This window comes from Sphingobacterium sp. MAE (assembly GCF_056711605.1).
Window position 1 is genome coordinate 3,667,691 of record NZ_CM160044.1, and the last position, 20,452, is coordinate 3,688,142.

A 20,452-nucleotide genomic window follows, 5' to 3' on the forward strand; every position below is an offset into this window, starting at 1 on the left:
AGTAGGTAGTGCTCGACCTTTTTTCATCATCCTGCCAACCATTAGCAAGATGAAGATTATAAATACACTAAACCAATACCAGCTAACGTACGAGGTTTAAATTATAAATCTCATAAAAATATATACCGTTCGGTATATAATCGTATATTTGTTCAATCATGACTAAAAAATATTTTTAAAAAATAATGTCAAAAGCAGAACAAACTCGGCAATTCATCATCGAAAAAACGGCTGTACTTTTTAATAAAAATGGATTTGCCGGAACTTCTTTATCAGATATGACCACTGCTACCGGCTTGACAAAAGGTAGTATTTATGGCAACTTTGAAAATAAAGAAGAGGTCATGATTGCTGTATTCAAACATAGTTCAGCGGAATTAGCGAAAAATGCTGATCGCGCTGTTTCCATGGAAACCAGCGCCTACGATAAACTCATTGCGTATACCCAATTTTATCGAAACAACTGGTTTGCTATTTCCGAAACTGGCGGTTGTCCCATGTTAAATGCAGCTATCGAAACAGACGATGCGCTGCCATTTATGACCTCTGCCGTTCAAGATGCTTTTGCCAGTTGGACTAAAAGATTGGAGCATATGATTAAATTGGGAATAGAACAACATGAATTTCGTCCAGATATCAATTCAAAAGAATACGCAACCACCTTTTTAATGTTGATTGAAGGCGGAATTTTGCTTTCAAAAGTAACGAATGCACCCCAAAATTTATATTGGGCATTAGATCGGATTGTAAAAATTATCAATGATGAAATCGTCATCTAAAAAACTGGACAAACAATATATCCATCGGTATGTTGACCATTAACCATCCAATCTTTTTGAGATGAGTACCATTAACACAGCTTGATTTTAAGGAAGCACCAGAAAGAACACTTAGAAAAGATAAACTATATAATATGAGTCCATTAGAAATAATGAAATCCTGTATCGGCCAAGAGTTTACGGCATCGCCATCGCCATTTATGCATTGGTTAAATCCTGTTGTGAAAAGTGTAGAAACGGGTGCATTAGAATTTGAATACCGGATTCGCCCCGAGTGGCTCAATCCCATTGGAAATCTGCACGGCGATGTAACTGCAGCTATTGTTGATGACGTTTTGGGTGCTACCATGTTTTCTTTAAATGAAGCATATTTTTACACCACCATCAACAATGTGATTGATTATTTTTCAACCGCAAAATCAGGGGAGACCATCATCGCAAAAACGCTTATTATCAAGAAAGGAAGGCAATTCATCAACGCAGAATGTGAGATTTGGAATGCCGATAAGACGAGATTAATTGCCAAAGGTTCTTCCAATTTATTTAAAACTGAAATAAAAAAAAATACATGAAACGAGTTGTCATAACAGGTTTAGGTACCATCAATCCATTGGGAAATGATGTAGACACCTTTTGGAAAAACAGCCTTGAAGGAAAAAACAATACGGGCATTATTTCCCGTTTTGATGCGTCCAAATTTCGCACCCAAATTGCATCCGAAATAAAAGATTTTGAGCCCCAAAAATACTTGGATCGTAACGAAATAAAACGAAGCGATTTATTTACGCAGTACGCTTTATACAGTGCCTCGCAAGCTTTGGAAGATTCGGGTTTAGATATTTCCACCATCGATCCATTCGACATTGGCGTGATTTGGGGAGTAGGACAAGGCGGAATGGAAACTTTTGAAACAGAAGTTGAAAATTACGTAACCGGGAATTATATCCCCCGATTCAGCCCATTTTTTGTGCCCCGATTGATTGTTAATATGGCTTCAGGAATGATTTCGATGAAATTTGGTTTACAGGGTATCAATTATACCACGGTCTCAGCTTGCGCCACAGCCAATACAGCGATTATGGATGCGTTTAATTACATCCGCATGGGCAAAGCAAAAGTCTTTGTGAGCGGTGGTTCCGAAGCGCCCATTACCGCAGCATCGGTGGGTGGTTTTGCTGCAATGAAAGCGATGAGCACGAGAAATGAAGACCCGAAAACAGCCAGTCGTCCGTTTGATAAAAATCGCGATGGTTTTGTAATGGGAGAAGGAGCTGGAGCGTTGATTTTGGAAGAATATGAGCATGCCAAAAAGCGAGGAGCCAAAATTTATGCCGAATTGGTGGGGGCGTCCATGACTGCAGATGCATACCATATGACATCGCCACATCCTGAGGGTATAGGAGCGGCAAAAGCCATGCAGCTTGCTATGGAAGAAGCAAAACTCAATTTTTCAGATTTGGATTATTTAAATTTGCACGCCACCTCTACACCTGTTGGCGATATTGCAGAACTAAAAGCCGTAGAAAAAACGTTCAAAGGTTCCAAAAATTTGTGGGTCAGTGCCACCAAATCCATGACCGGCCATTTGTTGGGAGCAGCTGGAGCAATTGAAGCTATTTTAGCTATAAAATCGATTACTGACAATATCATTCCGCCAACCATCAATATTGAAGAACTGGATACGGACATTCCAGAAACTATTCAAATTGTCAAAAACAAACCCATGGAAAAGATCATCAAAACCGCTATGAGCAACGCTTTTGGATTTGGTGGACATAATGCTACTTTGGTTTTTCGTAACATCTAAATTTAGTTAACAAGGAAAGAAATAGTTCCTATATCCAAACAAATATCAATTTATGAGGTGGTTCTTAGGAAATTTACTAAGTTACAGCCGCTAAATGGGAAGCAGCAATAATCTTAGGAAATAAGAGGTGCCATACACAGCTACCCCAAAAATAGGGGTCGCGTTTACATGCCGCTGTCTGCTCTGCAGAGCTAGGGCAGTCTATTACAAGACAGGCTTCAAAATTTGCAGGCATTCTTGAGGAGCGTGATCTGACAACGATTTATACCTTTTATGCATCAGTAATCAATGCACCCCTATTTATTGAATACACATGTAGGTCGACCAAGACCTACATGTGTATCATTTATTAAAAGCCAAGCCAAAAACTTCTCCACTTGACATCAGCAGCTGTATCCTCCCAATGATCTAATAACCAACTGTGATCATCTCACACTTCTCCAACATAACAACTTTTTCAGAAGAGAAAATGGCCTTCCCAATGTGCTTTTTCTTTTTCTAAAAACTTTTTAAAATAACCAAATACCAAGCTCGTTTCTCGACCAATACAAATACCAGCTACACCAAACCAAGTTATTCCTCGACCACTACAAAAAATAGATCAAAAAACACACTTTCAATCCTATCAACCGACAAATAGAGTAATTACAGGCTTTGGTATAGGTCAAAATCAAGTTGGTCGAGAATATTTTTTTTCAGAACATAGATGAGCGAGTTTAGGGAAAAACAAATTATCACTAAATCTTAAAATGATGGAAAATTTGAACCTAGAGCTGATCGAACAATTTTTAATGATCGAAAACGAAATCGTTGCTAGTGCAGATCACGTTGCCATTGCTCATAAAGGAATATTTGATGAAGAAGATAGTGGCGGAATTACCTCGCTCACCACTCGGACACATTAAGTCCAACTAGAAAAAGGGAGGCGCGCTTATGCAAAGATATTCCTGCATATTGATCGAAGACGATGCCATGGCCATCGATATGATTAGCGATTACATCAACAGAAGAGATGATCTGATCCTTTTTGGTATTGGTAGCGAGCTGGCTGAAGTCAAAAGATTGGTCCAAAAGCTGACCCCTAACATGATCTTTTTGGATTTAATCATATCCCCTGGTGAAAGCAATGGTTTTCATCTGGGGCAACTCCCCGCCTCTTCATGCATTGCCTTGATTTCCGGGATTCCTTTACATCTCTACAGAGGACCGCTTCCTGCAGGACCCATATTTGAGTTATCCAAACCGATTTCCTACGCCAATTTTAGCCGTTGTGTCGAAAAAATAGTTTTCAAATTAAAATCCGAAATCTGTGAATCCCCTGGTACCGTTTGATTTTTTTTTATTAAGAACCCCTCGATTTTCAACAGCAGTTTTAGACAAATTGAAGCCATTGTCTTCCCAAGAAGAGGTCTATTCCTATCTCCTGCAATTCTTCGAAAATCCGGAAACACTTCAGGCATTATATTTCGCAAATACCGAAGTATACGATCAACTTGTTGAATATACCAAAACGGGGACACATAAAAAGAAAGAAAAACTGTTCACGACCCTGTACAGATACCTGATCCGGATGTCAAGCCGGCCAACTCCCTTTGGACAATTTGCTGGCATTTCCTACGGTCAATTTTCATGGACCAAGACCTCCTTACAACTATCAAAGAGTATCGTGAGCCACATCCGTTTTGATCAAGAATTACGACTGAAAGCGACCCAAGAGCTGCTGTCAGATTCAGCGGTCAAAGAAAATATGACCTATTTTCCCAATAGCACCCTAGTCTATCAACAAACGACAATAGCCTATATTGGATACATCGATCAAGGCGAAAATCGTTATTTTCAATGGCGCAAAATCCAAGATAATCCATTACTGTCCAACCTCATCAACCTCGCAAAAGAAGGCATGACCTACCATGCAATGACACAATCATTGACTGCCCTTGCGCTCAGCAAAGATCAAGCTAGTGGGTATATTGATGAACTGATCGCAATAAAATTGCTCATTCCCGAGTTAGAGCCCATCGTCACCAGAGAGCGTTCACACGAACTGATGACCACGCTATCTTCACATTTAGGAGACAAAATAGACCTCTCTTTACTTCCTGAGGTCGCACAGGTCAGACAGCACAGGGATGCTCTCTATGATCTCTCGAAACTGACTGCGCTCCAACAACAGATTCAATCTTCTCTAGCTGTTCATTTCAAACAAATCTATCAAGTCGATTACCGAAGAGATACCGTGACCAACCAGATCGATGCTGCCATGATCCAGCAGCTATCTCAAGAGCTCACAGAGCTGAGCATCCTCAACAAGAATACCCGATCTCCGGACCTGATTACATTTATCAACAAGTTTCAGTCGAAATATGGCGAGAGGAAGATTCCATTAATGGAAGCATTAGATCCAGAAATAGGTATTGGCTATGGGATGGCCAGTTCGCTCTCGGATGAAACCGTTCCGCTTCTGGAAAATTTCAACATCCGTTCCGTTCCAGATCCAGCGGAAAGATTCAACGCGATCATACAGACGCTAATGGACGAAAAATCAGATCACCCAGCAGCCAGGTTGCAGGTTCTGGAATTAAAAGAGCATGATCTCCAGCGCTTTCAGCAACAAACTGAAGCGATCGCCAACAAGCCTATCCTGGGCATGTACCTGCTGGGAAATCTGCTATGGGACCAGGACAAACATCAAGCTGATGGTCCTTATAAATTCAATCTTTTAAAAGCCGGAGGAGCCTCAGCCTTGCCCCTAATGACAAGATTTGACCATTTAGATCCCAAATTAAAAGAAAAGCTTTTAGAAATCGCTGCCTATGAGGAAAAACAGGTCGAAGGAGCTATTTTAGCAGAAGTCATCTTTCTGCCCAATGCAAGAGCAGGCAATGTCCTTACACGATCTTCTCTCTACCAGTATGAGATCCCCATCATCTGTCAAGCCGCGGTGCAAGATGAGTATACGATTAAACTGGAAGATATCGAGGTGACCGTCAAGGATGGCAATATCAAGCTCATTTCCAAAAGGTTAAACAAAGAAATTATTCCCCGCCTCAGTAGTGCACATAATTTTCACTATGGGATGGTCATATACCGATTTCTATGCGATCTGCAGAAGCAAGATTGGGGCATGGATCTCCAATGGGACTGGGGTTCTTTATCTGCAAAAACGTATTTACCACGTGTTACCTACAAACATGTTATCCTCTCCCGAGCACGCTGGAAAATCAAACAACAACATTTAGCCAGTCACCATGAAACGGATATTCAGCAAAGTATCAGCTTTCTCAAATCCAAATATGGCCTCCCCGATCGCATACTCCTGACCGAAGGAGACCATGAACTATTCCTTGATCTTACCAGTGTCATGGGAGCAAAAGTGCTGTTACAAGAATTATCAAAAAATAACATGACGATAGTAGAATACCTGTATGATCATTATCAGAGTGTTGTCCAAGGCGAAAATGGTGAGCATTTCAACAATGAAATCATTATTCCCTACAAAGTTGGGCATTACAAAAGCACTGCCCCCTTATCTTCGGCATATGCAGCAACCACGACAAGACAATTTCCATTAGGCACAGAGTGGCTGTATGTAAAACTGTATGCTGCAGAACGTACCTTTGATCGGATTCTCTCCGATCCCATCCCAAAACTAATTGCGCTACTCCATGAAAAAAAATATCTAAAAAAATGGTTTTTTATCCGTTACAGCGATCCCGATCCACATGTAAGAATCAGGATAAAACTCCGCGAACAAGGCACAGATGCTCTTGCGGACATCATCCAGTTCATCAATCAGTACTGCGAACCTTTTATTTCACAAAAGAAGATCTTCAACATACAGTATGATACTTACGATCGGGAATTAGAACGGTATGGAGCCAGCAATATGGGCTATTGCGAACAGCTATTTCACGCAGAAAGTGAATTGATCCTGAATCTATTGCCGCATTTAAAAACAGAAAACAATGCCAATTTAAGATGGCTTATTGCCCTAAAAGGAGCCCATTTCATCTTGTCGTCTTTTCATCTCACGGTCTCTGAAAAAATTGCGCTCACCGAAAAAATAAGAGATCAGTTTTTGATTGAATTTAACCATTATAAAAAACTGCGCTATTCCATGGATATGACTTATCGGGCAAAGTATCATCTGATTCATGACTTTTTCAAGAACCTATCCGATCAATATCCTGAGATATCGCGTGCACTTGATCAGTATAACAGCCGAATAAAGGAGATCAGCATCAAATGCCTCGACACACCTGAATTTAAAGAACAACCTCAAGCCATCATGGCTGCTTTGATCCACATGTTCTTCAATCGAATTTTTGCTCAAAAACAACGCGAACAAGAGATGGTCGTCTATCATTTCCTGTCCAAATACCTCCGGTCGGCACACCTACAGTCCAGCGCTATAGCACATCAAAATTATTCATTTCCAGAAAGTCCCAACCTTCGATAAAGCTCCGTTCTATACTGGCCGCCGATCGGAATATTTCCTATGCTACCTTTCATGATCATCACATTGCCTTCTACGCGTTTTGCAAAATCCAAGTTAACGATATAAGACTTATGGATCCGCACAAACTGCTTCGCATTGGATAATGCCGCTTCCATATCGATCAATCTCTTCCATACATTATATCTCTTTTCCAAAGTCTCTATCCAGACATAATCCTTATCCCCTTTAATATAAAACACCTCGTTGTATGGAGATATAATGATGTGGGATCGATCTTTAATAATCAGAAAGTTGCGTTCCGAATTGGATTTTTTTTCGCCATCCACATAGGCTTTTGCTTTCTCCAACGTTTTGAGTAACCGGTCCACACCATACGGCTTTAAAATATAATCCAGCACATGGAGTTCAAAACTCTCCAGTGCATAGGAAGGATCGCCCGTCACAAATACAAATAAAGGTGGATTTCGCAAACTTTTTAGAAATGTGACACCGCTGACATCAGGCATCTGAATATCGCAAAAGACAAGATCAACCTCATTCGAATTCAACATCATCCGCGCATCCATTGCATTGTCATACACCCCCAGAATCTCCATATCTCCAATCTTTTTTAAGTGAGACACCAGTATTTCCTGTGCCAGCTCTTCATCATCAATTATGATACATCTCATCATTTTCCCTTTCAAAGTTTAATCTCTAATAATACGCTATAAAGCTGATCATCTTGTTTTATATCAAGCAAATAATGGCCATGATAATAAATATCCAATCTTCTTTTTATATTTTGCAGCCCTAGGCCACCGTTTTGGTGCTGTTCAGCCCGATTATTGACACTATTGGAGACCCGGTACTTGAGCATGCCATCTTCAATCTTGATCGACACCTTCACCCAAGCGTCTTTCCGACTGCGATCCGGCCCATGTTTAATTGCATTTTCAATAAAAGGCATTAATATCAGCGGTACGATCTGGTAAGGTTCATCGGTATTCTCCGTTGTGATTTCGATCCTCACGTCTTCTGGATACCGCAGCTTCATCAGGTGTAAGAAATCTTTCAAAAACTGCACCTCATGTATGATATAAATCCGATCGCCTTTGGTCTGGTACAAGATGTATTTTAATAAATTTGATAAATTCAAAATCGAATCAGACGTATTGGGATCTTGTTTTTCAGCCATACGATAGATACTGTTCAAGGTATTAAAAACAAAATGCGGAGATATCTGTGATTTCAATGTGTCGAGTTCCAATTGCAGATTATCGCGTTCCAGGCTGGCCTTATCGCGTTCCAAAACCGTTAATTTATGCGCATCCTCAAAAATCACTTTAGTCAGCTTGGGCGACAGCGGAAGGGAAATTAAAAATAGAAAATCAAGAATAACATCGGATAGATTTTGATATGAAAATGCACCCCAAAAACCATCCTCCAAAAAAATATTAAAATAGGCATGTATTTTAGACTCAGATGGAGGTATCATATCCGAACCGATTTTACAGATGACATAGGTACAGCCCACCCACCACAAGAAAGAAAAAACAATCCCAATTAAAGACAGCAAGATCTTACCTTTTAATACCCATTTTGGCAATAACCAAGAAGCCAGATAAAATAAGGTGGACGTGACAAACAAGTCCTTCATCATAAAAATCCAATAGTACTCCCCGACCAGCCTTTCATACGAAAGATAATATAATAGCGATACCGCTACCCAAAAGAGTAGATGAACCACCATACGAACATGTGTTTTATAACACTTTCCCCACATAATTTAACTTGTCATGAGTTGAAGGTCTCTCTTGTTAGGACAGACAACAAATGCATAAGAATACTAAAAATAAATCTAAAAAAACAAAAAATGCTGCATTGTAAAAAAATCGTTATCTCATTAAATCGATATTTTACATTTATTAAACTATTATTTATTTCAAGGAAATAGTAGGCACAAGATCAATTTTACACCATTCCATATAAAGAGAACCGAGATCGACATTTTGATCGCTAAAAGCCCCATCATCCGACAAACAGATCAATTCAGAAATCAGGAGGTGCTGCGTAAGGATCCAATTTACAATATCTTACAACAGAGAATAAAATAGAAGAACTGCCTTTTGATCAATACTTGATATGCCCTTTATACGGATTGATGTCCACGATGCAGCATGAGACTACAAGATTAATCCACAGGAGGCGTCCGAACAAAACTTTTGCTCCTATCAGCACAGATAGATCAAAACGGCGTCATCACCGACATCTTGAGCCGCGAACACCAGCTCCTTCCCTACTTATTTTGATTGCTGTCGTATGGAGATTTGCCTCACACCGTTTCCATGATGTACAGTGATGTCAAGTTTCCGTAGTGACTCATCATCGTTATGATACACTGCAAAACGCAACTTGTGCCGGTCCACTTTTTCGAGAACAAACCATTGGCCGGTTATTAAATACACGACCTCTGGCCCATCCGAAGAAAACCTCTTAGATTTGACCTCAATTGATTGATCAGATAATAGCACTTGCTTCCCATCTATGATAAGATCCAAAAACTGCCAATCAACCGTATTACTAGCCGATATAACCGTATCAATTCCTGCTGCAGAAATCTGATAAGGGCCCCGATTAAAATCAGGAGCATCTGCATAGCCTTCCTTATCATCACATGCCTGTATGGTCACGATCAGAGAAACACAGATCAGGAATAAAGTAATTATCGTTAATCTCTTCATCGGTTTCATACCTATATTGTTTTTCATGGTTATCCCTTTAATTTTGGTTTATGCCGGTATCAAATTGTCCTTTAAAAGACAGCCGTTTATGCGCATCCTCGGACACGGGCGAAGGAACCGAAAATTCAATTTGACCCACCACCTGCGATTTCTCCAGATCAAAAGATTGTATTATTAATTTTCCGGTTCCAAAACTGTTCTTATTCATTTCACCATTAGCGTAAACATGGCAGTATGCCAATCCTTTCTCGCGGTACCTAAACAAGTAGTTGATGGGCATGTTATGCTCTTCTCCTGCCATGCCGACAAATTGATATTCCTTGTTGATTGCTAACGGGTCCTTTAAAGGAATATCAATCATAATGGCATACCCGCCCACCTCACTTTGCCCTTGATTGACCAGCGCCAATCGCGAAGAAAAATACATTCCTTTTTGAAGATCATCAAAGTGATAGTTGAAAGAGGGCGTACGCTTTGCGCCAGGAGGAAGAATATAGGGTGTTTGATCTTTATAAGCGATTCCATCGACTTCACAGGTAAATTTTGCCGGCCATAATGTCGACTTATTTTCCTTGTTACATGCCATCGTTGTCACGCATATCATTCCTGTTATAAGCAGCTTTATGCTCCTATCCAATTCAATCATCGTATTTTTATGTATTTTTTTTAAAATTCTCTTTATAAATAATCATCAACAGATATATAAAGCATTTCGTACTTTTAACGCCAAGATATAAATTTATAGACTAAATATTGATTATTCGGAAATCATTACATATCTTTTAGTTATTTTCAACACAAGATATAATTCTTTTAATCAGCTGGAGACTACGAGATATGCGATCGATTTCCTTCCTCATGGATAGGATTTTTCAAATGTGCGATCCCTTGATCCAGCCCGGTCATGATTACGGGTATTTTAATTTCTTTTTGACCAAAACAAAGATCGCGGGCAGCCAGTATACCACCGCCTGGCATGTCATGATGAAGCTGTGCAAATGAATAATTGTCAAGTTCGGCAAGTCCAAAAGAATCAGTCCTCAATAAACTGTCAGGAACCGCGGTATTTCCCCAAGTTGAACAGCTATTATGGAGCAGATCTTCCTTTCCAGTATTTGCAGCTCTTCCTTGAGCAAAAATCAGATGCACACAAAAAATCAACGTAAGTAATAAGATCGGTAGTTTAGCGAGATTTTCTTTTATCATGATATATTTAGGCTTAACGAAAGGAAATTTAGCTGTTTTACAATCTTTATTTAAATATTCTCGACCAACGGGCTTTTGACTTATACCAAACTATAAAAATCCTCGACATGATATATTGATGAGATCCCGATAATTGGGATGCGATGAGCTTCTTTAAAAAATCGAGCGCGTTCACAAGCAGGTAGGATCCGCCATGTGGAAGCCTTGATTTTAATGTGTAAAAATCAAAAACGATGTGCTCACCGATCCTCCGAAACTAGGCTTGGCTGGCTGCAATGCGAACAATTGGCTGACTTTTAATTGTTTTTACGGTTGATGGATCCCACGGGATCCATCAGTCTATTTTCGTCCAGTTGATGCAAGAAAGTGCTTTCCCAAAAATTTTTATAGTTGACTTTCATCCGTCGCGTCACGATCAAAAGTTGATCCAATTTGTCCGAATTAGTCGTCGACAGCAGGATCGCTCTTATTTCCTCATGGAGGATGACCAATTCCATATTGACCTCCTTTGAAACCCGATTTCCCATTTTTAGATCCATCTTCAACATACTGCGGCGGCATAGTCCATCGACCACATACAGCATATTGATATAACAATTTTGGCTTACCTTGACCAACCATGGATTGCTTAAGATCTTGTCGTCCACATGATGCAATGCCCATTTTTCACCATTTATAAAATAGCCAAACATGATCAATTCGGATTTCTCCAGAATAACAACTTTCCAGAGCGGAATATCCTGTTCCAGATGCCATCGCTCTTCCTTAGAAAACTTTCTAAAAAAATAATCAAATACAAAATGATTTGACCCTGCTGATGCGCCATATTTTCAAGAGTTCATCCTCCTGGTCTATTTCCATAGGTTCGACGATCTGCTGGAGCAATTCCTGTGCTTGAGAAGCATGCCCATTAGACATTTCTTCCGTTTCTCTTGCTGGCAGCCTAAATAAAAGCCTATTTGGTTTAAGATATAAGATGATCACATACGATAATAGCGGAAGAAAGAAAAACCAGAAATCAGTTGTAAAGTAATCAAAAGTAAAGACCGTTCCGTGGTTGCGCTGGGCCAACAGCAAATTTAAAATATGGACATGGATCAAGCTGATCAGACCGGCTGCAGCGATCACAAATATGCCCGCTTTCAGCAGAGGTTTTAGCCCGATAAACCACGCCATACGAAAGAAAAAATAGTGATAAATATTCTGGACAATATATAAATAGAGGTACAGCATTGCGACAGTCGCCACCAATACCTGCTGGAATAATGGTTGTTTCATACGCATCATCACATTGTCAAAGGCAGTTCCAAGATTTATCACAAAAGCAAATAATACAATGGCGAGCAAATAAAAAACATGCTTTTTCAGGTAGACATTAATCATAGAGAAAAGATATAGGTTAAATTATAAATTGATAAATGGTACTATGCTATTTTTATAAATAATAGAAACATAAAGTTATAAAATCATTTTCAATAGCGAAAACGTTTTCGAATACAAGCTTAATAAAAATAAACTACAAGTAAATTAACTGTATTTTATGTTATACATACATTTAAAAAACGATGTACAAAAAATGTACATTTCCGAAAATAGCCATTTAATATCCTTGAAATTAGATTTTAAAGTTCCGAATTTTACTAAATAAGCACCTAAAAAAATATAATTAGAATGAAACAGATCCTAAACAACGCCGGCGTCACTGCCTTCCAAAACGAATTGTTCCAACTTACTTTAACAGAACAACAATTTCTCATCGCGCAAATCCGCTCGGATTTCGCACTCTTTATGAACACCCATTTTGATCTGCATGTCAACCAGATCGCGCAGATCAGCAACATGCCCCCCAATTTTAGAGCGACCCTCGCCGAGGGCATTGCCAGTACCTGGGAAGCGCAGCTGCATGTCAGTTTTGACAAAGAGACCATTGCAGCAGATGACAAACCGGGAGTCAAAGATATTATTGTCTCCAGCACCCCGCTCCCGACGGTCAACAGCGCCACGGCAAACAGTACGGTTATTTATCCCTTTATGATTTGGATCAGGTACCGTATCGCAGACTAACACCAAGCAGACCATGAACAGATTAACCAATAGCATGATATCCACCCAATCCGATATCGATTCCAACCTAGGGATCCACGTTAATATAAATCAATTATGAAAGATTATAAACACCAATTGATCAAACAGTACATTGAAACCAAGCTCAACATGACTCCCGACAGGCAAGCCTTATTGTTTGAGCGTGCTGCACCCCTATGTCAGATCCAAAAAACGATCAAATACCAAGATCTCGAATCTCCAGGCCCTGCCCACGAAGGCCGCATCTGGTATTCAGCGCAGGCGATGGTCCACAGTTACTATTACAACAAAGCCAGAGGAGCCAATTACGGTACCCAGATCTGGAGAAAAACGAAATTATCCTCTTTGCATCAAGCCTGCTCCGTGGCGAAGATCGGACCAATCATATCCAGATGCTGGAGTCCGGTATTGTCCTATCGATGAGCTATCGCGATGTGTTGGCACTACGCGAAGATTTCCATGAAGTAGCCGCGCATATTGAGCAGATCGTTGTCCAGAATGAACAGGCTTCGCAGCATCGGATATTACTGTTGAACGAACCCTCTACAGATCGGATCGTCAAGTTTGAAGCCGAAAACCCCTTGTTCTGCACCATTGCATCAGTTGGTACCAAAGCCATGCACGTGGGTTTGACCCGCCAGGGCTATACCGTCTTGAAGAAAAAGATTATGGGCAGGTAAAGCTCCGGAAACTGTCAAAGATTTTACCCTAAAAATGCAACATCTTTGACAGTTTCTCTGTTCATATTTTTTCAAAATATTTGTCAAATCACCGACAGCAAAACTGTCAATCTTCTGCTAACCTCCCCATCCGATTTCTCTCGAACTTAGTGTTACCAACGAGTTCATAGGGGACAGTATTTCATACTCCTGTTTCACCATGGACCATGATATACGATTACAGGAGGTTGCCGAAAATCCTTTAACAGAGTAGGCATTTATTAAAGTTTAGGCTTTTTGATCTATAAAAGCATCACCATTATGCCTTGGTATATATATACGCCTTCACGTCGATCCAGTCCCACCAATCCCAACAATTGGACATTGGTCGGTTCTGTACCACCATTTGCTCCAGGACCCAATTATTTTTTAACCGCTATACAGGCAAACGACAATCTAGGACAGCCCATTATCACCAGCGCATTGCGGGGAGAGATGGCGCAAGCACTTCAGAATAGACGAGATACCACCAATGTCCTCTTGTCCAGCAGCAGGCGATGTTAGCCTGATTTGATTTCATGATCCAGGACCGATGGGACTTTAACATAAAAAAGCATATCAAATTTAAACACCAAATACTTACTTTCTTTTTTCAAAATACTGTTCAAATTCAAACCCGAAATGGGGCGTACCGATTCTGATTTTGCTGATACCGCTGCTGGCGCTTTCGGTTGTCCCATGATGTAATTACCAAAGACTTAAGTAGCGTGAATACTGCTTAAGTCTTTGGAATGCTCATCCGGTGTGAAGAACAGAATCCTTAAACAAGGATACGATCTGCTTTAGATAAACGAGCTTTTATAAGCTAATTCGATTACTATTCCATAACTAAAGTTTAGCTTTTTGATTGATAAAAACATCACGATTATGCCTTGGTATATTTACAATCCTACAGGAACACCGCCCTATAATATAGGAGGAGCCTGCAATTATAACCCTGTTGGAAGTTCACCACCATCTTGTGCTGGGCCAAACAACTATTTGTGTGGTATCCAAGCTAATGATATTGGCGGAAAACCCATTATTACACAAGCTTTAATACTAGAAATTGCAGAAGCAGTTAATAATAAAACAGAAACTACAAATGTGGTTTTAAGATCGACCATAACGATATAAAACAAAAATATAAAGACAAAGGAGCACGCCGAAAATCCTGTAACAGAGTAGGCTAGATTAAAGTTTACGCTTTTTGATTGATAAAAGCACCCTCATGATGCCATGGTACACCTTTACACCCATATTGCCTTCTTGTGATCCTCAGGATCCGACCAATTATACCTTATTGGGAGATACACCACCCGAATCTTCCGAATCCAAACTTTTTGTTACAGCCATACAAGCCGAAGACCACGCAGGCTTGCCCCATATCGATATGATGCTGCGTATGGAAATTTCAAATGCCCTAGAACTGGAGATCGACACGATCAATGTCCGCTTGGATGATAGTAATAAATGTGCTAACTAACTAACTAACTAACTAACTAACTAACTAACTAACTAACTAACTAACTAACTAACTAACTAACTAACTAACTAACTAACTAACTAACTAACTAACTAACTAACTAACTAACTGTTATGGCTTGGTACGCATATACCCCGATTACATTTCCCGGCAATATTTGTGATCCAAATAATTATACACTGGTAGGTATTTTTCCACCTGTATGTCCAAGTCCTAAGATATTTCTATGTGCTATCCAAGCTTACGACAATATGGGCCATCCGATTCTGACCCCTACTTTGCTGGGCGAGATCGCAACAGCTTTACAAAATAGAATGGAAGGTGTCAATGTCCTGTTAAAACCTTGACCATATGCCTTTCGCATACAAAATTGTCTTCCATTTATTTCTTTTTAATCTAACCACCTAAACCAATAATAAGGGGTTATAGTCCATAAAAAACTATACCCCTTCTTTTGAACATATTTATAATTAACCTTTTCTAAATATCATTCCCTGTAACTATTCCACCTTCTTGTCCACCACAGGCTTAGTCGCCCGGTTGGCCAGTTCCCATGCCGTATAATAGATCAGTTGCGTCCGTTTGCATAAGATATCAAAATCGATCTTACCGATTTCATCGCTCGCTTTGTGGTAGTCCGCATGAAAACCGCTAAAGAAAAATGTCACCGGGATGCCCTGCTTCGCAAAATTATAATGGTCCGAACGGAAGTACAATTGAAAAGGATCATTGCGCACATTAAAACGTTCGTCCAGTTCCAGTTTGGTATAGGTCGCATTGGTCTTTTTGATGATCGCATCCAGATCACTGCTCAATCGATCAGCACCGATGATATAGATATAATTGTGATCAGGATGCGGCAGCGTATCCGTGCGACCGATCATATCCACATTGAGGTTGCTGATGATTTTATTTAGGGGGACCACAGGATGACTGATATACCAAGACGATCCCAGCAATCCCTTTTCTTCACCCGTAGCAGCCATCAGGAGGATGCTGCGTTTAGGTCCTTTGCCCGCTTTTACCGCCTGCATAAATGCATCGGCCATCATCAGCACACCCGTCGTACCCGATCCATTATCATCCGCACCATTGTTGATGCTATCACCGACACTATAGGGATTTATGCCCAGATGATCATAGTGCGCGCTCAGCAATACCACTTCATCCTTCAATATGGGGTCCGAACCGGGTATCCATCCCAGCACATTCGCCGGATGAACAGCCTCAAATGTGCGCGAAGCAGAAGCTTTCAAGTCCGTTTTAAAAACAAAGGGATAAGGTTTATTGCTTTCCACCAGCTTTTTACGCACAGTAGCCAGATCGGTATTGACCGATTTCAATAGTGCATCGGCCACCTGTTGTCCAATATAGATAATGGGCATATTCTGGGGCATTTTTTCGATGCTCGAAAGCTCTGCCGACCCCTCCAAGAGCATCTGCTCATTAAAAAGATGCTGCATCAGTCCATCCGATTTATGATCCACCACAGGTTCGATCATCAATAAAGCTTTAGCTTTATGAAAAGCCAAATAGTTGACCTTATCCTGAAAAGAAAAGGCGCCATCCCGCGGTCCAGAACCGATCAGCATCACCACCTTTCCGGTCACCGATTGCTCCTCAAAATCATTATAAGATTGGATCCCATCATCAATCACCCCATAGCCTGCAAAGAGGATACTATCCGTCTGCAGCTGAAAGCCAGGCAGGGAAATGGAACTGGGCATATTAAAAAAATCAATCACCGGTTGATATGGACTGCCCATTACCTGGAGCGATTGGGCTAAGTGAATGCGGGTAGCATTGACCCTTTGCAGATAGGCCCCATCAACAGCCCCTTTTACCCCTATTTTTTTATAGTAGTCGGCGATATATTGTGCAGCTTTATCCCCATCAGCTGTCCGGCCTCTCTACCCCGCAGTGCATCAGACGCCAAAAAAGAGAGATGCGCTTTCGCATTGGTGGTATTGATCACTTTTGCAGAGGACAGAGCCTCTTTATTTTGTGCAAAAGAAGCGCCACAGAGCAGCAAAAATAGAAAGAGTAAAATTTGTTTGTTTTTCATAAAAGTTTTGAACGAGTATCATCAATTGGTGTATCGGTCAGCCATTCAGCAAAAGTACACGTATATAGGTTCCTCGACACAGGCAGTTCCCTAGTGGAATCTCCATAAATTCATCTCAAAATCATTCAGGATAGCAAACTTGATATTTTACCTTCCTATGGATAGTCACATCAATGACGATCACGATGTCATCAATATTGCATTCAAACTGTCAAATAGATGCTAACGCTCCCTATAGATGATTCCCTAACTTAGCTCTTGTTCTGTTCATCATGTTAAGATGGTTGATACACAGTTTATATCAGTTTATTGCAAAATGGTTGACTCATTTTAACGAAATTAAACGAGGCGTTGGGAAATAGCCCATTGTTTAATTGAAATCGGCCATGATGTCCCCAGTTCCACAAGAGCTGGGGATTTTTTTATTATAAAACAACTAAAATCTAATCTTAGGTGGCTTAATGAAAGGTAACAGGAAATAAATTTACTAAGATTTGTTTTTATCATATTTTACTATTACTTTTGCTTTGTTCATTCTACCACAATAGGAGAAAAGAATTTCGAAGTCCGATATGTCCCGATACATACCGGACTTTGCGGTTTAATAGAGCGTTGATATTCTTCTTTTCCATTTTTTCTTCATATTTCGCCTCGCCCATTCTTCATTTAGATAATATGCGGACAATAAATAGTAATCAAAAGTAGAACGTTGAGGCTGTAGAACTATAACATAATGCTCGTCTATATCAAAGATATATGTACGAATAACATCCTTTCCATCTTTGCGTTCTTGAGAAGAGAAGATAAGTACAGTAGGTACATTTTCTTGAATATGATGCCATATCCAATGTAAACGTTTTGAACGATCTATATCAAATATATTTCTTGACTTTACTGTTTCGCCACTTGGGTTAATCATATCTTCTGTTTTTCTGGTCAAATGACCAAACAAAGTGTCCATATCCACTTCACCTTCCTTTTTTAGAGGGCGAATTATTTTTTGACGAAAAACAAATGCTGTATTATTAGCGATATCTCTATCAAACACACCTCTTAAGGAAATCGTTCTACTGGCTTCATTAAGATGAGTAAGATCCAAAAAACCGTTATATTTCTTCAAAAGATTAGTTGCCATGATTCAAATCAATATAAAACAGGTTAAATTTATTTTCATCTTTAGGTGTACGTTCTGTCAGTGGTTTACCGCAATGTCGCTCGATCTTCTCAATGATGTTATTCTTTGCCGTCACTTTATTCAACCCTCTAAGTTTATAATTCAAGGCACCAATCAAAACATCTGCTAATTGAAGTAATTCACTTTCAAACGATTTTATAACTTGTAGATTGCGAACATTATTATAGTCCCGTTCTAGATAGACTTTCAAGTTTTTAGCTTTACGATAGGAATAACTATCCTTGATATCCATAAAAATATTATAACTATGTTCAGGATGAATCTTTTTATTCAACAACTGGTAATACATCTTGTCGTAAAAATCATCATGTGTCTGATGATGTGCAGCATGATCCATTTGGCTCTTCTTAATAATAATCGCCCTAAATTCTAAGGAACTATTACTGAAAAAATAGTCTATCAATTCATTATAAAAAGGATATTGTGATTTTGACAAAGCACTCCATTTTAATTCACCTTTCAAAAAGTGTTTTAATTTCAATTCCCTAATATTCCTATTATGCATTTTCAACAAATGATATGGGGTACTGATATAACCAATAATCATATAGGGATGCGAATCATTTTCCAAATGTGTACTTTCATCACAGTAAAAATTAAAGGTTTTTTTTATTGCTTCCATAGGTTCATTTTTAATTGACTGTCCTGTTTCTGTAAACAGCAATTACGTAGTTCATTTTTTTATCACTTAGATTTATTTCGTTAATATTTTCACATCTCAGTAAAGTAGAGTCCTCAAATGATTAAGAAAAGAAAATATGACAGCGTTTTGTTTTTTAAAATAGCTATCGTATAATAGCAAAAAATCACACACCACTATGATAAATATAAACGTTTTTAGTGAGATTTCATCCTTGATCGATTGGGATATTTTTAAAAAAGTGGTCAGTATCTAAAATAGTGACAAACACAAGAAAGGACTTACTACTTGGACACACCTTGTGAGCATGTATTTCACCATAAAAGTCAAATATCACCTCTTTTTCCTGTTGATCAACCCTATTCACCGATCACATAAACTCCCCCCTCCATCTTATCCACAGCCCATACTCACAAACACGATCGATCATTAAAACTGTCTTATTTTAAACAATTTAAATGAAAAAAACGCAACAGTAAAACTGTCAAAAACATGCTAACACCCACCTCTGATTTGTCGCTAACTTGATGTTAGTTTAATTCACCAGATAAAACTTGATTATGGCTACACTACTGACCTATCTTATTGTTGCGCTATTCGTCCTCTTATGGGCGTACACCGCGATACCCAAGTTTTTTAAGTTTCGGTCCTTCTACAATATTTTAGGATCGCAGGCCATTCCAAAATGGAGCGTACCCATTTTATCGGTGATGATTCCATTAGTAGAACTTGCTGTTGTGTTTCTGCTGTTGTTCCCGGAGACCAGGTTATGGGGGCTATATGCCTCCTTTGGCCTGATGCTGATCTTCACAATCTATGTCTCCGGGATTATTTTTCAGGTTTACGATATCTATCCCTGCCCATGCGGAGCCATGTTCCGCCGGATGGGCTGGAAAAAATATTTAAAGGTCAATATTTGGCTCACATCACTCGCTTTTCTGGGCATACTGATGATGCAGTTCCATTTATTCACATAACTAAAGTTTACGCTTTTTGATGTATAAAAGCACCCCGATTATGCCATGGTACACCTTCACCCCCTGCTGTTCAAAGGATGGTAATCCGAAAGACAAAAATCAATACACGCTTTATGGCAGTCACCCGCCCTACTGTAAAGGTCACCTGAGAGTCTGCGCTATACAGGCGGAAGATAATCGCAAGAAACCGATCATTACCTGCGATCTGGAAGAAGAGATCTGCTGCGCACTGGAACATCAGACCAGTACCACCAATGTATTGCTCAAAGGTGATGACTGCGTAGATTGCGATTGATCCAATATGGTTAATAGTTTTTTTAGTTTTCATGTCT

27 protein-coding genes are annotated in these 20,452 nt (G+C 39.6%); 14 read left to right on the top strand and 13 right to left on the bottom strand.

Translation table 11 applies throughout. The features are described from left to right. The first annotated feature begins 185 nt into the window (after positions 1-185). The 6 genes from AC06G9_RS15705 (at position 186) to AC06G9_RS15730 (ending at position 7,045) form a co-directional block, all read left to right on the top strand. Positions 186-779 carry a TetR/AcrR family transcriptional regulator gene (locus AC06G9_RS15705; protein ID WP_480956666.1) on the top strand — a complete coding sequence of 198 codons (594 nt, stop codon included), beginning with the start codon at positions 186-188 and terminating at the stop codon, positions 777-779. Between the two features lie 134 nt (positions 780-913). Further along, a complete protein-coding gene (locus tag AC06G9_RS15710) occupies positions 914-1,351 on the top strand; it encodes a PaaI family thioesterase (protein WP_480956667.1) in 438 nt (145 codons plus the stop codon). Further along, positions 1,348-2,586 (top strand): beta-ketoacyl-ACP synthase II, encoded by a 1,239-nt coding sequence (gene fabF, locus AC06G9_RS15715; RefSeq protein ID WP_293927091.1) that lies wholly within the window; start codon positions 1,348-1,350, stop codon positions 2,584-2,586. Before AC06G9_RS15710 ends, fabF begins: the two co-directional genes overlap by 4 nt. Positions 2,587-3,347: 761 nt before the next feature. After that, positions 3,348-3,491, top strand: a complete 144-nt coding sequence (locus AC06G9_RS15720; protein ID WP_293927088.1) for a hypothetical protein — start codon at positions 3,348-3,350, stop codon at positions 3,489-3,491. Between the two features lie 28 nt (positions 3,492-3,519). Then, positions 3,520-3,918, top strand: coding sequence for a response regulator (locus AC06G9_RS15725; protein ID WP_480956668.1), 399 nt, complete (start codon positions 3,520-3,522; stop codon positions 3,916-3,918). Beyond that, a complete protein-coding gene (locus tag AC06G9_RS15730; protein WP_480956669.1) occupies positions 3,896-7,045 on the top strand; it encodes a lantibiotic dehydratase in 3,150 nt (1,049 codons plus the stop codon). The genes AC06G9_RS15725 and AC06G9_RS15730 overlap by 23 nt, the downstream gene beginning before the upstream one ends. Here AC06G9_RS15730 and AC06G9_RS15735 read toward each other — a convergent pair. The 7 genes from AC06G9_RS15735 to AC06G9_RS15765 form a co-directional block, all read right to left on the bottom strand. Beyond that, complete coding sequence (locus AC06G9_RS15735) at positions 7,012-7,719, bottom strand: LytR/AlgR family response regulator transcription factor (RefSeq protein ID WP_480956670.1); 708 nt, start codon at positions 7,717-7,719, stop codon at positions 7,012-7,014. The genes AC06G9_RS15730 and AC06G9_RS15735 overlap by 34 nt on opposite strands. Positions 7,720-7,727: 8 nt before the next feature. After that, the gene (locus AC06G9_RS15740; RefSeq protein ID WP_480956671.1) at positions 7,728-8,810 is read right to left on the bottom strand and encodes a sensor histidine kinase; all 1,083 of its coding nucleotides are present in this window, start codon (positions 8,808-8,810) and stop codon (positions 7,728-7,730) included. A gap of 517 nt (positions 8,811-9,327) precedes the next feature. Then, positions 9,328-9,795, bottom strand: coding sequence for a hypothetical protein (locus tag AC06G9_RS15745; RefSeq protein ID WP_480956672.1), 468 nt, complete (start codon positions 9,793-9,795; stop codon positions 9,328-9,330). Positions 9,796-9,805: 10 nt separating this feature from the next. After that, positions 9,806-10,354: a hypothetical protein gene (locus AC06G9_RS15750; protein ID WP_346567580.1), complete on the bottom strand. Its 549-nt coding sequence runs from the start codon at positions 10,352-10,354 to the stop codon at positions 9,806-9,808. Positions 10,355-10,596: 242 nt separating this feature from the next. Beyond that, the gene (locus tag AC06G9_RS15755; protein ID WP_480956673.1) at positions 10,597-10,974 is read right to left on the bottom strand and encodes a hypothetical protein; all 378 of its coding nucleotides are present in this window, start codon (positions 10,972-10,974) and stop codon (positions 10,597-10,599) included. Between the two features lie 296 nt (positions 10,975-11,270). Beyond that, positions 11,271-11,666: a hypothetical protein gene (locus AC06G9_RS15760; protein WP_480956674.1), complete on the bottom strand. Its 396-nt coding sequence runs from the start codon at positions 11,664-11,666 to the stop codon at positions 11,271-11,273. A 97-nt stretch (positions 11,667-11,763) separates the two neighbouring features. Next, positions 11,764-12,252, bottom strand: a complete 489-nt coding sequence (locus AC06G9_RS15765) for a hypothetical protein (protein WP_480956675.1) — start codon at positions 12,250-12,252, stop codon at positions 11,764-11,766. A 393-nt stretch (positions 12,253-12,645) separates the two neighbouring features. Between AC06G9_RS15765 and AC06G9_RS15770 the strand changes: the two genes are divergently transcribed. The 4 genes from AC06G9_RS15770 to AC06G9_RS15785 all read left to right on the top strand — a co-directional run bounded on the left by AC06G9_RS15770 (position 12,646) and on the right by AC06G9_RS15785 (position 14,282). Continuing rightward, entirely contained in the window at positions 12,646-13,038 is a 393-nt protein-coding gene (locus AC06G9_RS15770) for a hypothetical protein (RefSeq protein WP_293927067.1), read from the top strand. A gap of 150 nt (positions 13,039-13,188) precedes the next feature. Next, complete coding sequence (locus AC06G9_RS15775; protein WP_480956676.1) at positions 13,189-13,482, top strand: hypothetical protein; 294 nt, start codon at positions 13,189-13,191, stop codon at positions 13,480-13,482. Beyond that, the gene (locus tag AC06G9_RS15780) at positions 13,479-13,739 is read left to right on the top strand and encodes a hypothetical protein (protein WP_480956677.1); all 261 of its coding nucleotides are present in this window, start codon (positions 13,479-13,481) and stop codon (positions 13,737-13,739) included. The genes AC06G9_RS15775 and AC06G9_RS15780 overlap by 4 nt, the downstream gene beginning before the upstream one ends. 300 nt (positions 13,740-14,039) lie before the next feature. Further along, positions 14,040-14,282, top strand: a complete 243-nt coding sequence (locus AC06G9_RS15785) for a hypothetical protein (protein WP_293927061.1) — start codon at positions 14,040-14,042, stop codon at positions 14,280-14,282. Here the strand turns inward: AC06G9_RS15785 and AC06G9_RS15790 are convergent. Beyond that, a complete protein-coding gene (locus tag AC06G9_RS15790) occupies positions 14,279-14,458 on the bottom strand; it encodes a hypothetical protein (RefSeq protein ID WP_293927058.1) in 180 nt (59 codons plus the stop codon). The genes AC06G9_RS15785 and AC06G9_RS15790 overlap by 4 nt on opposite strands. A 187-nt stretch (positions 14,459-14,645) precedes the next feature. On the opposite strand from AC06G9_RS15790, the gene AC06G9_RS15795 reads away from it, so the two are divergent. The 3 genes from AC06G9_RS15795 (at position 14,646) to AC06G9_RS15805 (ending at position 15,590) form a co-directional block, all read left to right on the top strand. Then, on the top strand, positions 14,646-14,894 hold the full coding sequence (locus AC06G9_RS15795) for a hypothetical protein (protein WP_480956678.1): 249 nt from the start codon (positions 14,646-14,648) through the stop codon (positions 14,892-14,894). A 94-nt stretch (positions 14,895-14,988) separates the two neighbouring features. Then, the gene (locus AC06G9_RS15800) at positions 14,989-15,243 is read left to right on the top strand and encodes a hypothetical protein (RefSeq protein WP_480956679.1); all 255 of its coding nucleotides are present in this window, start codon (positions 14,989-14,991) and stop codon (positions 15,241-15,243) included. Between the two features lie 113 nt (positions 15,244-15,356). Then, positions 15,357-15,590, top strand: coding sequence for a hypothetical protein (locus AC06G9_RS15805; RefSeq protein ID WP_480956680.1), 234 nt, complete (start codon positions 15,357-15,359; stop codon positions 15,588-15,590). 153 nt (positions 15,591-15,743) lie between these two features. On the opposite strand, the gene AC06G9_RS15810 is transcribed toward AC06G9_RS15805, so the two are convergent. The 4 genes from AC06G9_RS15810 to AC06G9_RS15825 form a co-directional block, all read right to left on the bottom strand. Beyond that, the gene (locus AC06G9_RS15810; protein WP_480956681.1) at positions 15,744-17,009 is read right to left on the bottom strand and encodes a M28 family peptidase; all 1,266 of its coding nucleotides are present in this window, start codon (positions 17,007-17,009) and stop codon (positions 15,744-15,746) included. Between the two features lie 80 nt (positions 17,010-17,089). Next, positions 17,090-17,308 (bottom strand): hypothetical protein, encoded by a 219-nt coding sequence (locus AC06G9_RS15815; protein ID WP_480956682.1) that lies wholly within the window; start codon positions 17,306-17,308, stop codon positions 17,090-17,092. Positions 17,309-17,909: 601 nt separating this feature from the next. Further along, positions 17,910-18,443 carry a hypothetical protein gene (locus tag AC06G9_RS15820; RefSeq protein ID WP_346567597.1) on the bottom strand — a complete coding sequence of 178 codons (534 nt, stop codon included), beginning with the start codon at positions 18,441-18,443 and terminating at the stop codon, positions 17,910-17,912. Continuing rightward, positions 18,433-19,125: a DUF3800 domain-containing protein gene (locus AC06G9_RS15825; protein ID WP_346567599.1), complete on the bottom strand. Its 693-nt coding sequence runs from the start codon at positions 19,123-19,125 to the stop codon at positions 18,433-18,435. Before AC06G9_RS15825 ends, AC06G9_RS15820 begins: the two co-directional genes overlap by 11 nt. A gap of 578 nt (positions 19,126-19,703) precedes the next feature. On the opposite strand from AC06G9_RS15825, the gene AC06G9_RS15830 reads away from it, so the two are divergent. Beyond that, entirely contained in the window at positions 19,704-20,120 is a 417-nt protein-coding gene (locus tag AC06G9_RS15830; RefSeq protein ID WP_480956683.1) for a MauE/DoxX family redox-associated membrane protein, read from the top strand. A 70-nt stretch (positions 20,121-20,190) separates the two neighbouring features. Here the strand turns inward: AC06G9_RS15830 and AC06G9_RS15835 are convergent, their stop codons facing one another. Continuing rightward, on the bottom strand, positions 20,191-20,448 hold the full coding sequence (locus AC06G9_RS15835; protein WP_480956684.1) for a hypothetical protein: 258 nt from the start codon (positions 20,446-20,448) through the stop codon (positions 20,191-20,193). Between the last annotated feature and the right edge of the window lie 4 nt (positions 20,449-20,452).

Bases quoted from the DNA above. Each gene is read 5' to 3' on its own strand.
- AC06G9_RS15705 (WP_480956666.1), top strand. From the start codon at position 186: ATGTCAAAAGCAGAACAAACTCGGCAATTCATCATCGAAAAAACGGCT.
- AC06G9_RS15710 (WP_480956667.1), top strand. From the start codon at position 914: ATGAGTCCATTAGAAATAATGAAATCCTGTATCGGCCAAGAGTTTACG.
- fabF (WP_293927091.1), top strand. From the start codon at position 1,348: ATGAAACGAGTTGTCATAACAGGTTTAGGTACCATCAATCCATTGGGA.
- AC06G9_RS15725 (WP_480956668.1), top strand. From the start codon at position 3,520: ATGCAAAGATATTCCTGCATATTGATCGAAGACGATGCCATGGCCATC.
- AC06G9_RS15735 (WP_480956670.1), bottom strand. From the start codon at position 7,719: ATGATGAGATGTATCATAATTGATGATGAAGAGCTGGCACAGGAAATA.
- AC06G9_RS15740 (WP_480956671.1), bottom strand. From the start codon at position 8,810: ATGTGGGGAAAGTGTTATAAAACACATGTTCGTATGGTGGTTCATCTA.
- AC06G9_RS15745 (WP_480956672.1), bottom strand. From the start codon at position 9,795: ATGAAAAACAATATAGGTATGAAACCGATGAAGAGATTAACGATAATT.
- AC06G9_RS15750 (WP_346567580.1), bottom strand. From the start codon at position 10,354: ATGGCATGTAACAAGGAAAATAAGTCGACATTATGGCCGGCAAAATTT.
- AC06G9_RS15755 (WP_480956673.1), bottom strand. From the start codon at position 10,974: ATGATAAAAGAAAATCTCGCTAAACTACCGATCTTATTACTTACGTTG.
- AC06G9_RS15760 (WP_480956674.1), bottom strand. From the start codon at position 11,666: ATGTTTGGCTATTTTATAAATGGTGAAAAATGGGCATTGCATCATGTG.
- AC06G9_RS15765 (WP_480956675.1), bottom strand. From the start codon at position 12,252: ATGAAACAACCATTATTCCAGCAGGTATTGGTGGCGACTGTCGCAATG.
- AC06G9_RS15770 (WP_293927067.1), top strand. From the start codon at position 12,646: ATGAAACAGATCCTAAACAACGCCGGCGTCACTGCCTTCCAAAACGAA.
- AC06G9_RS15775 (WP_480956676.1), top strand. From the start codon at position 13,189: ATGACTCCCGACAGGCAAGCCTTATTGTTTGAGCGTGCTGCACCCCTA.
- AC06G9_RS15780 (WP_480956677.1), top strand. From the start codon at position 13,479: ATGAGCTATCGCGATGTGTTGGCACTACGCGAAGATTTCCATGAAGTA.
- AC06G9_RS15785 (WP_293927061.1), top strand. From the start codon at position 14,040: ATGCCTTGGTATATATATACGCCTTCACGTCGATCCAGTCCCACCAAT.
- AC06G9_RS15790 (WP_293927058.1), bottom strand. From the start codon at position 14,458: ATGGGACAACCGAAAGCGCCAGCAGCGGTATCAGCAAAATCAGAATCG.
- AC06G9_RS15795 (WP_480956678.1), top strand. From the start codon at position 14,646: ATGCCTTGGTATATTTACAATCCTACAGGAACACCGCCCTATAATATA.
- AC06G9_RS15800 (WP_480956679.1), top strand. From the start codon at position 14,989: ATGATGCCATGGTACACCTTTACACCCATATTGCCTTCTTGTGATCCT.
- AC06G9_RS15805 (WP_480956680.1), top strand. From the start codon at position 15,357: ATGGCTTGGTACGCATATACCCCGATTACATTTCCCGGCAATATTTGT.
- AC06G9_RS15810 (WP_480956681.1), bottom strand. From the start codon at position 17,009: ATGGGCAGTCCATATCAACCGGTGATTGATTTTTTTAATATGCCCAGT.
- AC06G9_RS15815 (WP_480956682.1), bottom strand. From the start codon at position 17,308: ATGAAAAACAAACAAATTTTACTCTTTCTATTTTTGCTGCTCTGTGGC.
- AC06G9_RS15820 (WP_346567597.1), bottom strand. From the start codon at position 18,443: ATGGCAACTAATCTTTTGAAGAAATATAACGGTTTTTTGGATCTTACT.
- AC06G9_RS15825 (WP_346567599.1), bottom strand. From the start codon at position 19,125: ATGGAAGCAATAAAAAAAACCTTTAATTTTTACTGTGATGAAAGTACA.
- AC06G9_RS15830 (WP_480956683.1), top strand. From the start codon at position 19,704: ATGGCTACACTACTGACCTATCTTATTGTTGCGCTATTCGTCCTCTTA.
- AC06G9_RS15835 (WP_480956684.1), bottom strand. From the start codon at position 20,448: ATGAAAACTAAAAAAACTATTAACCATATTGGATCAATCGCAATCTAC.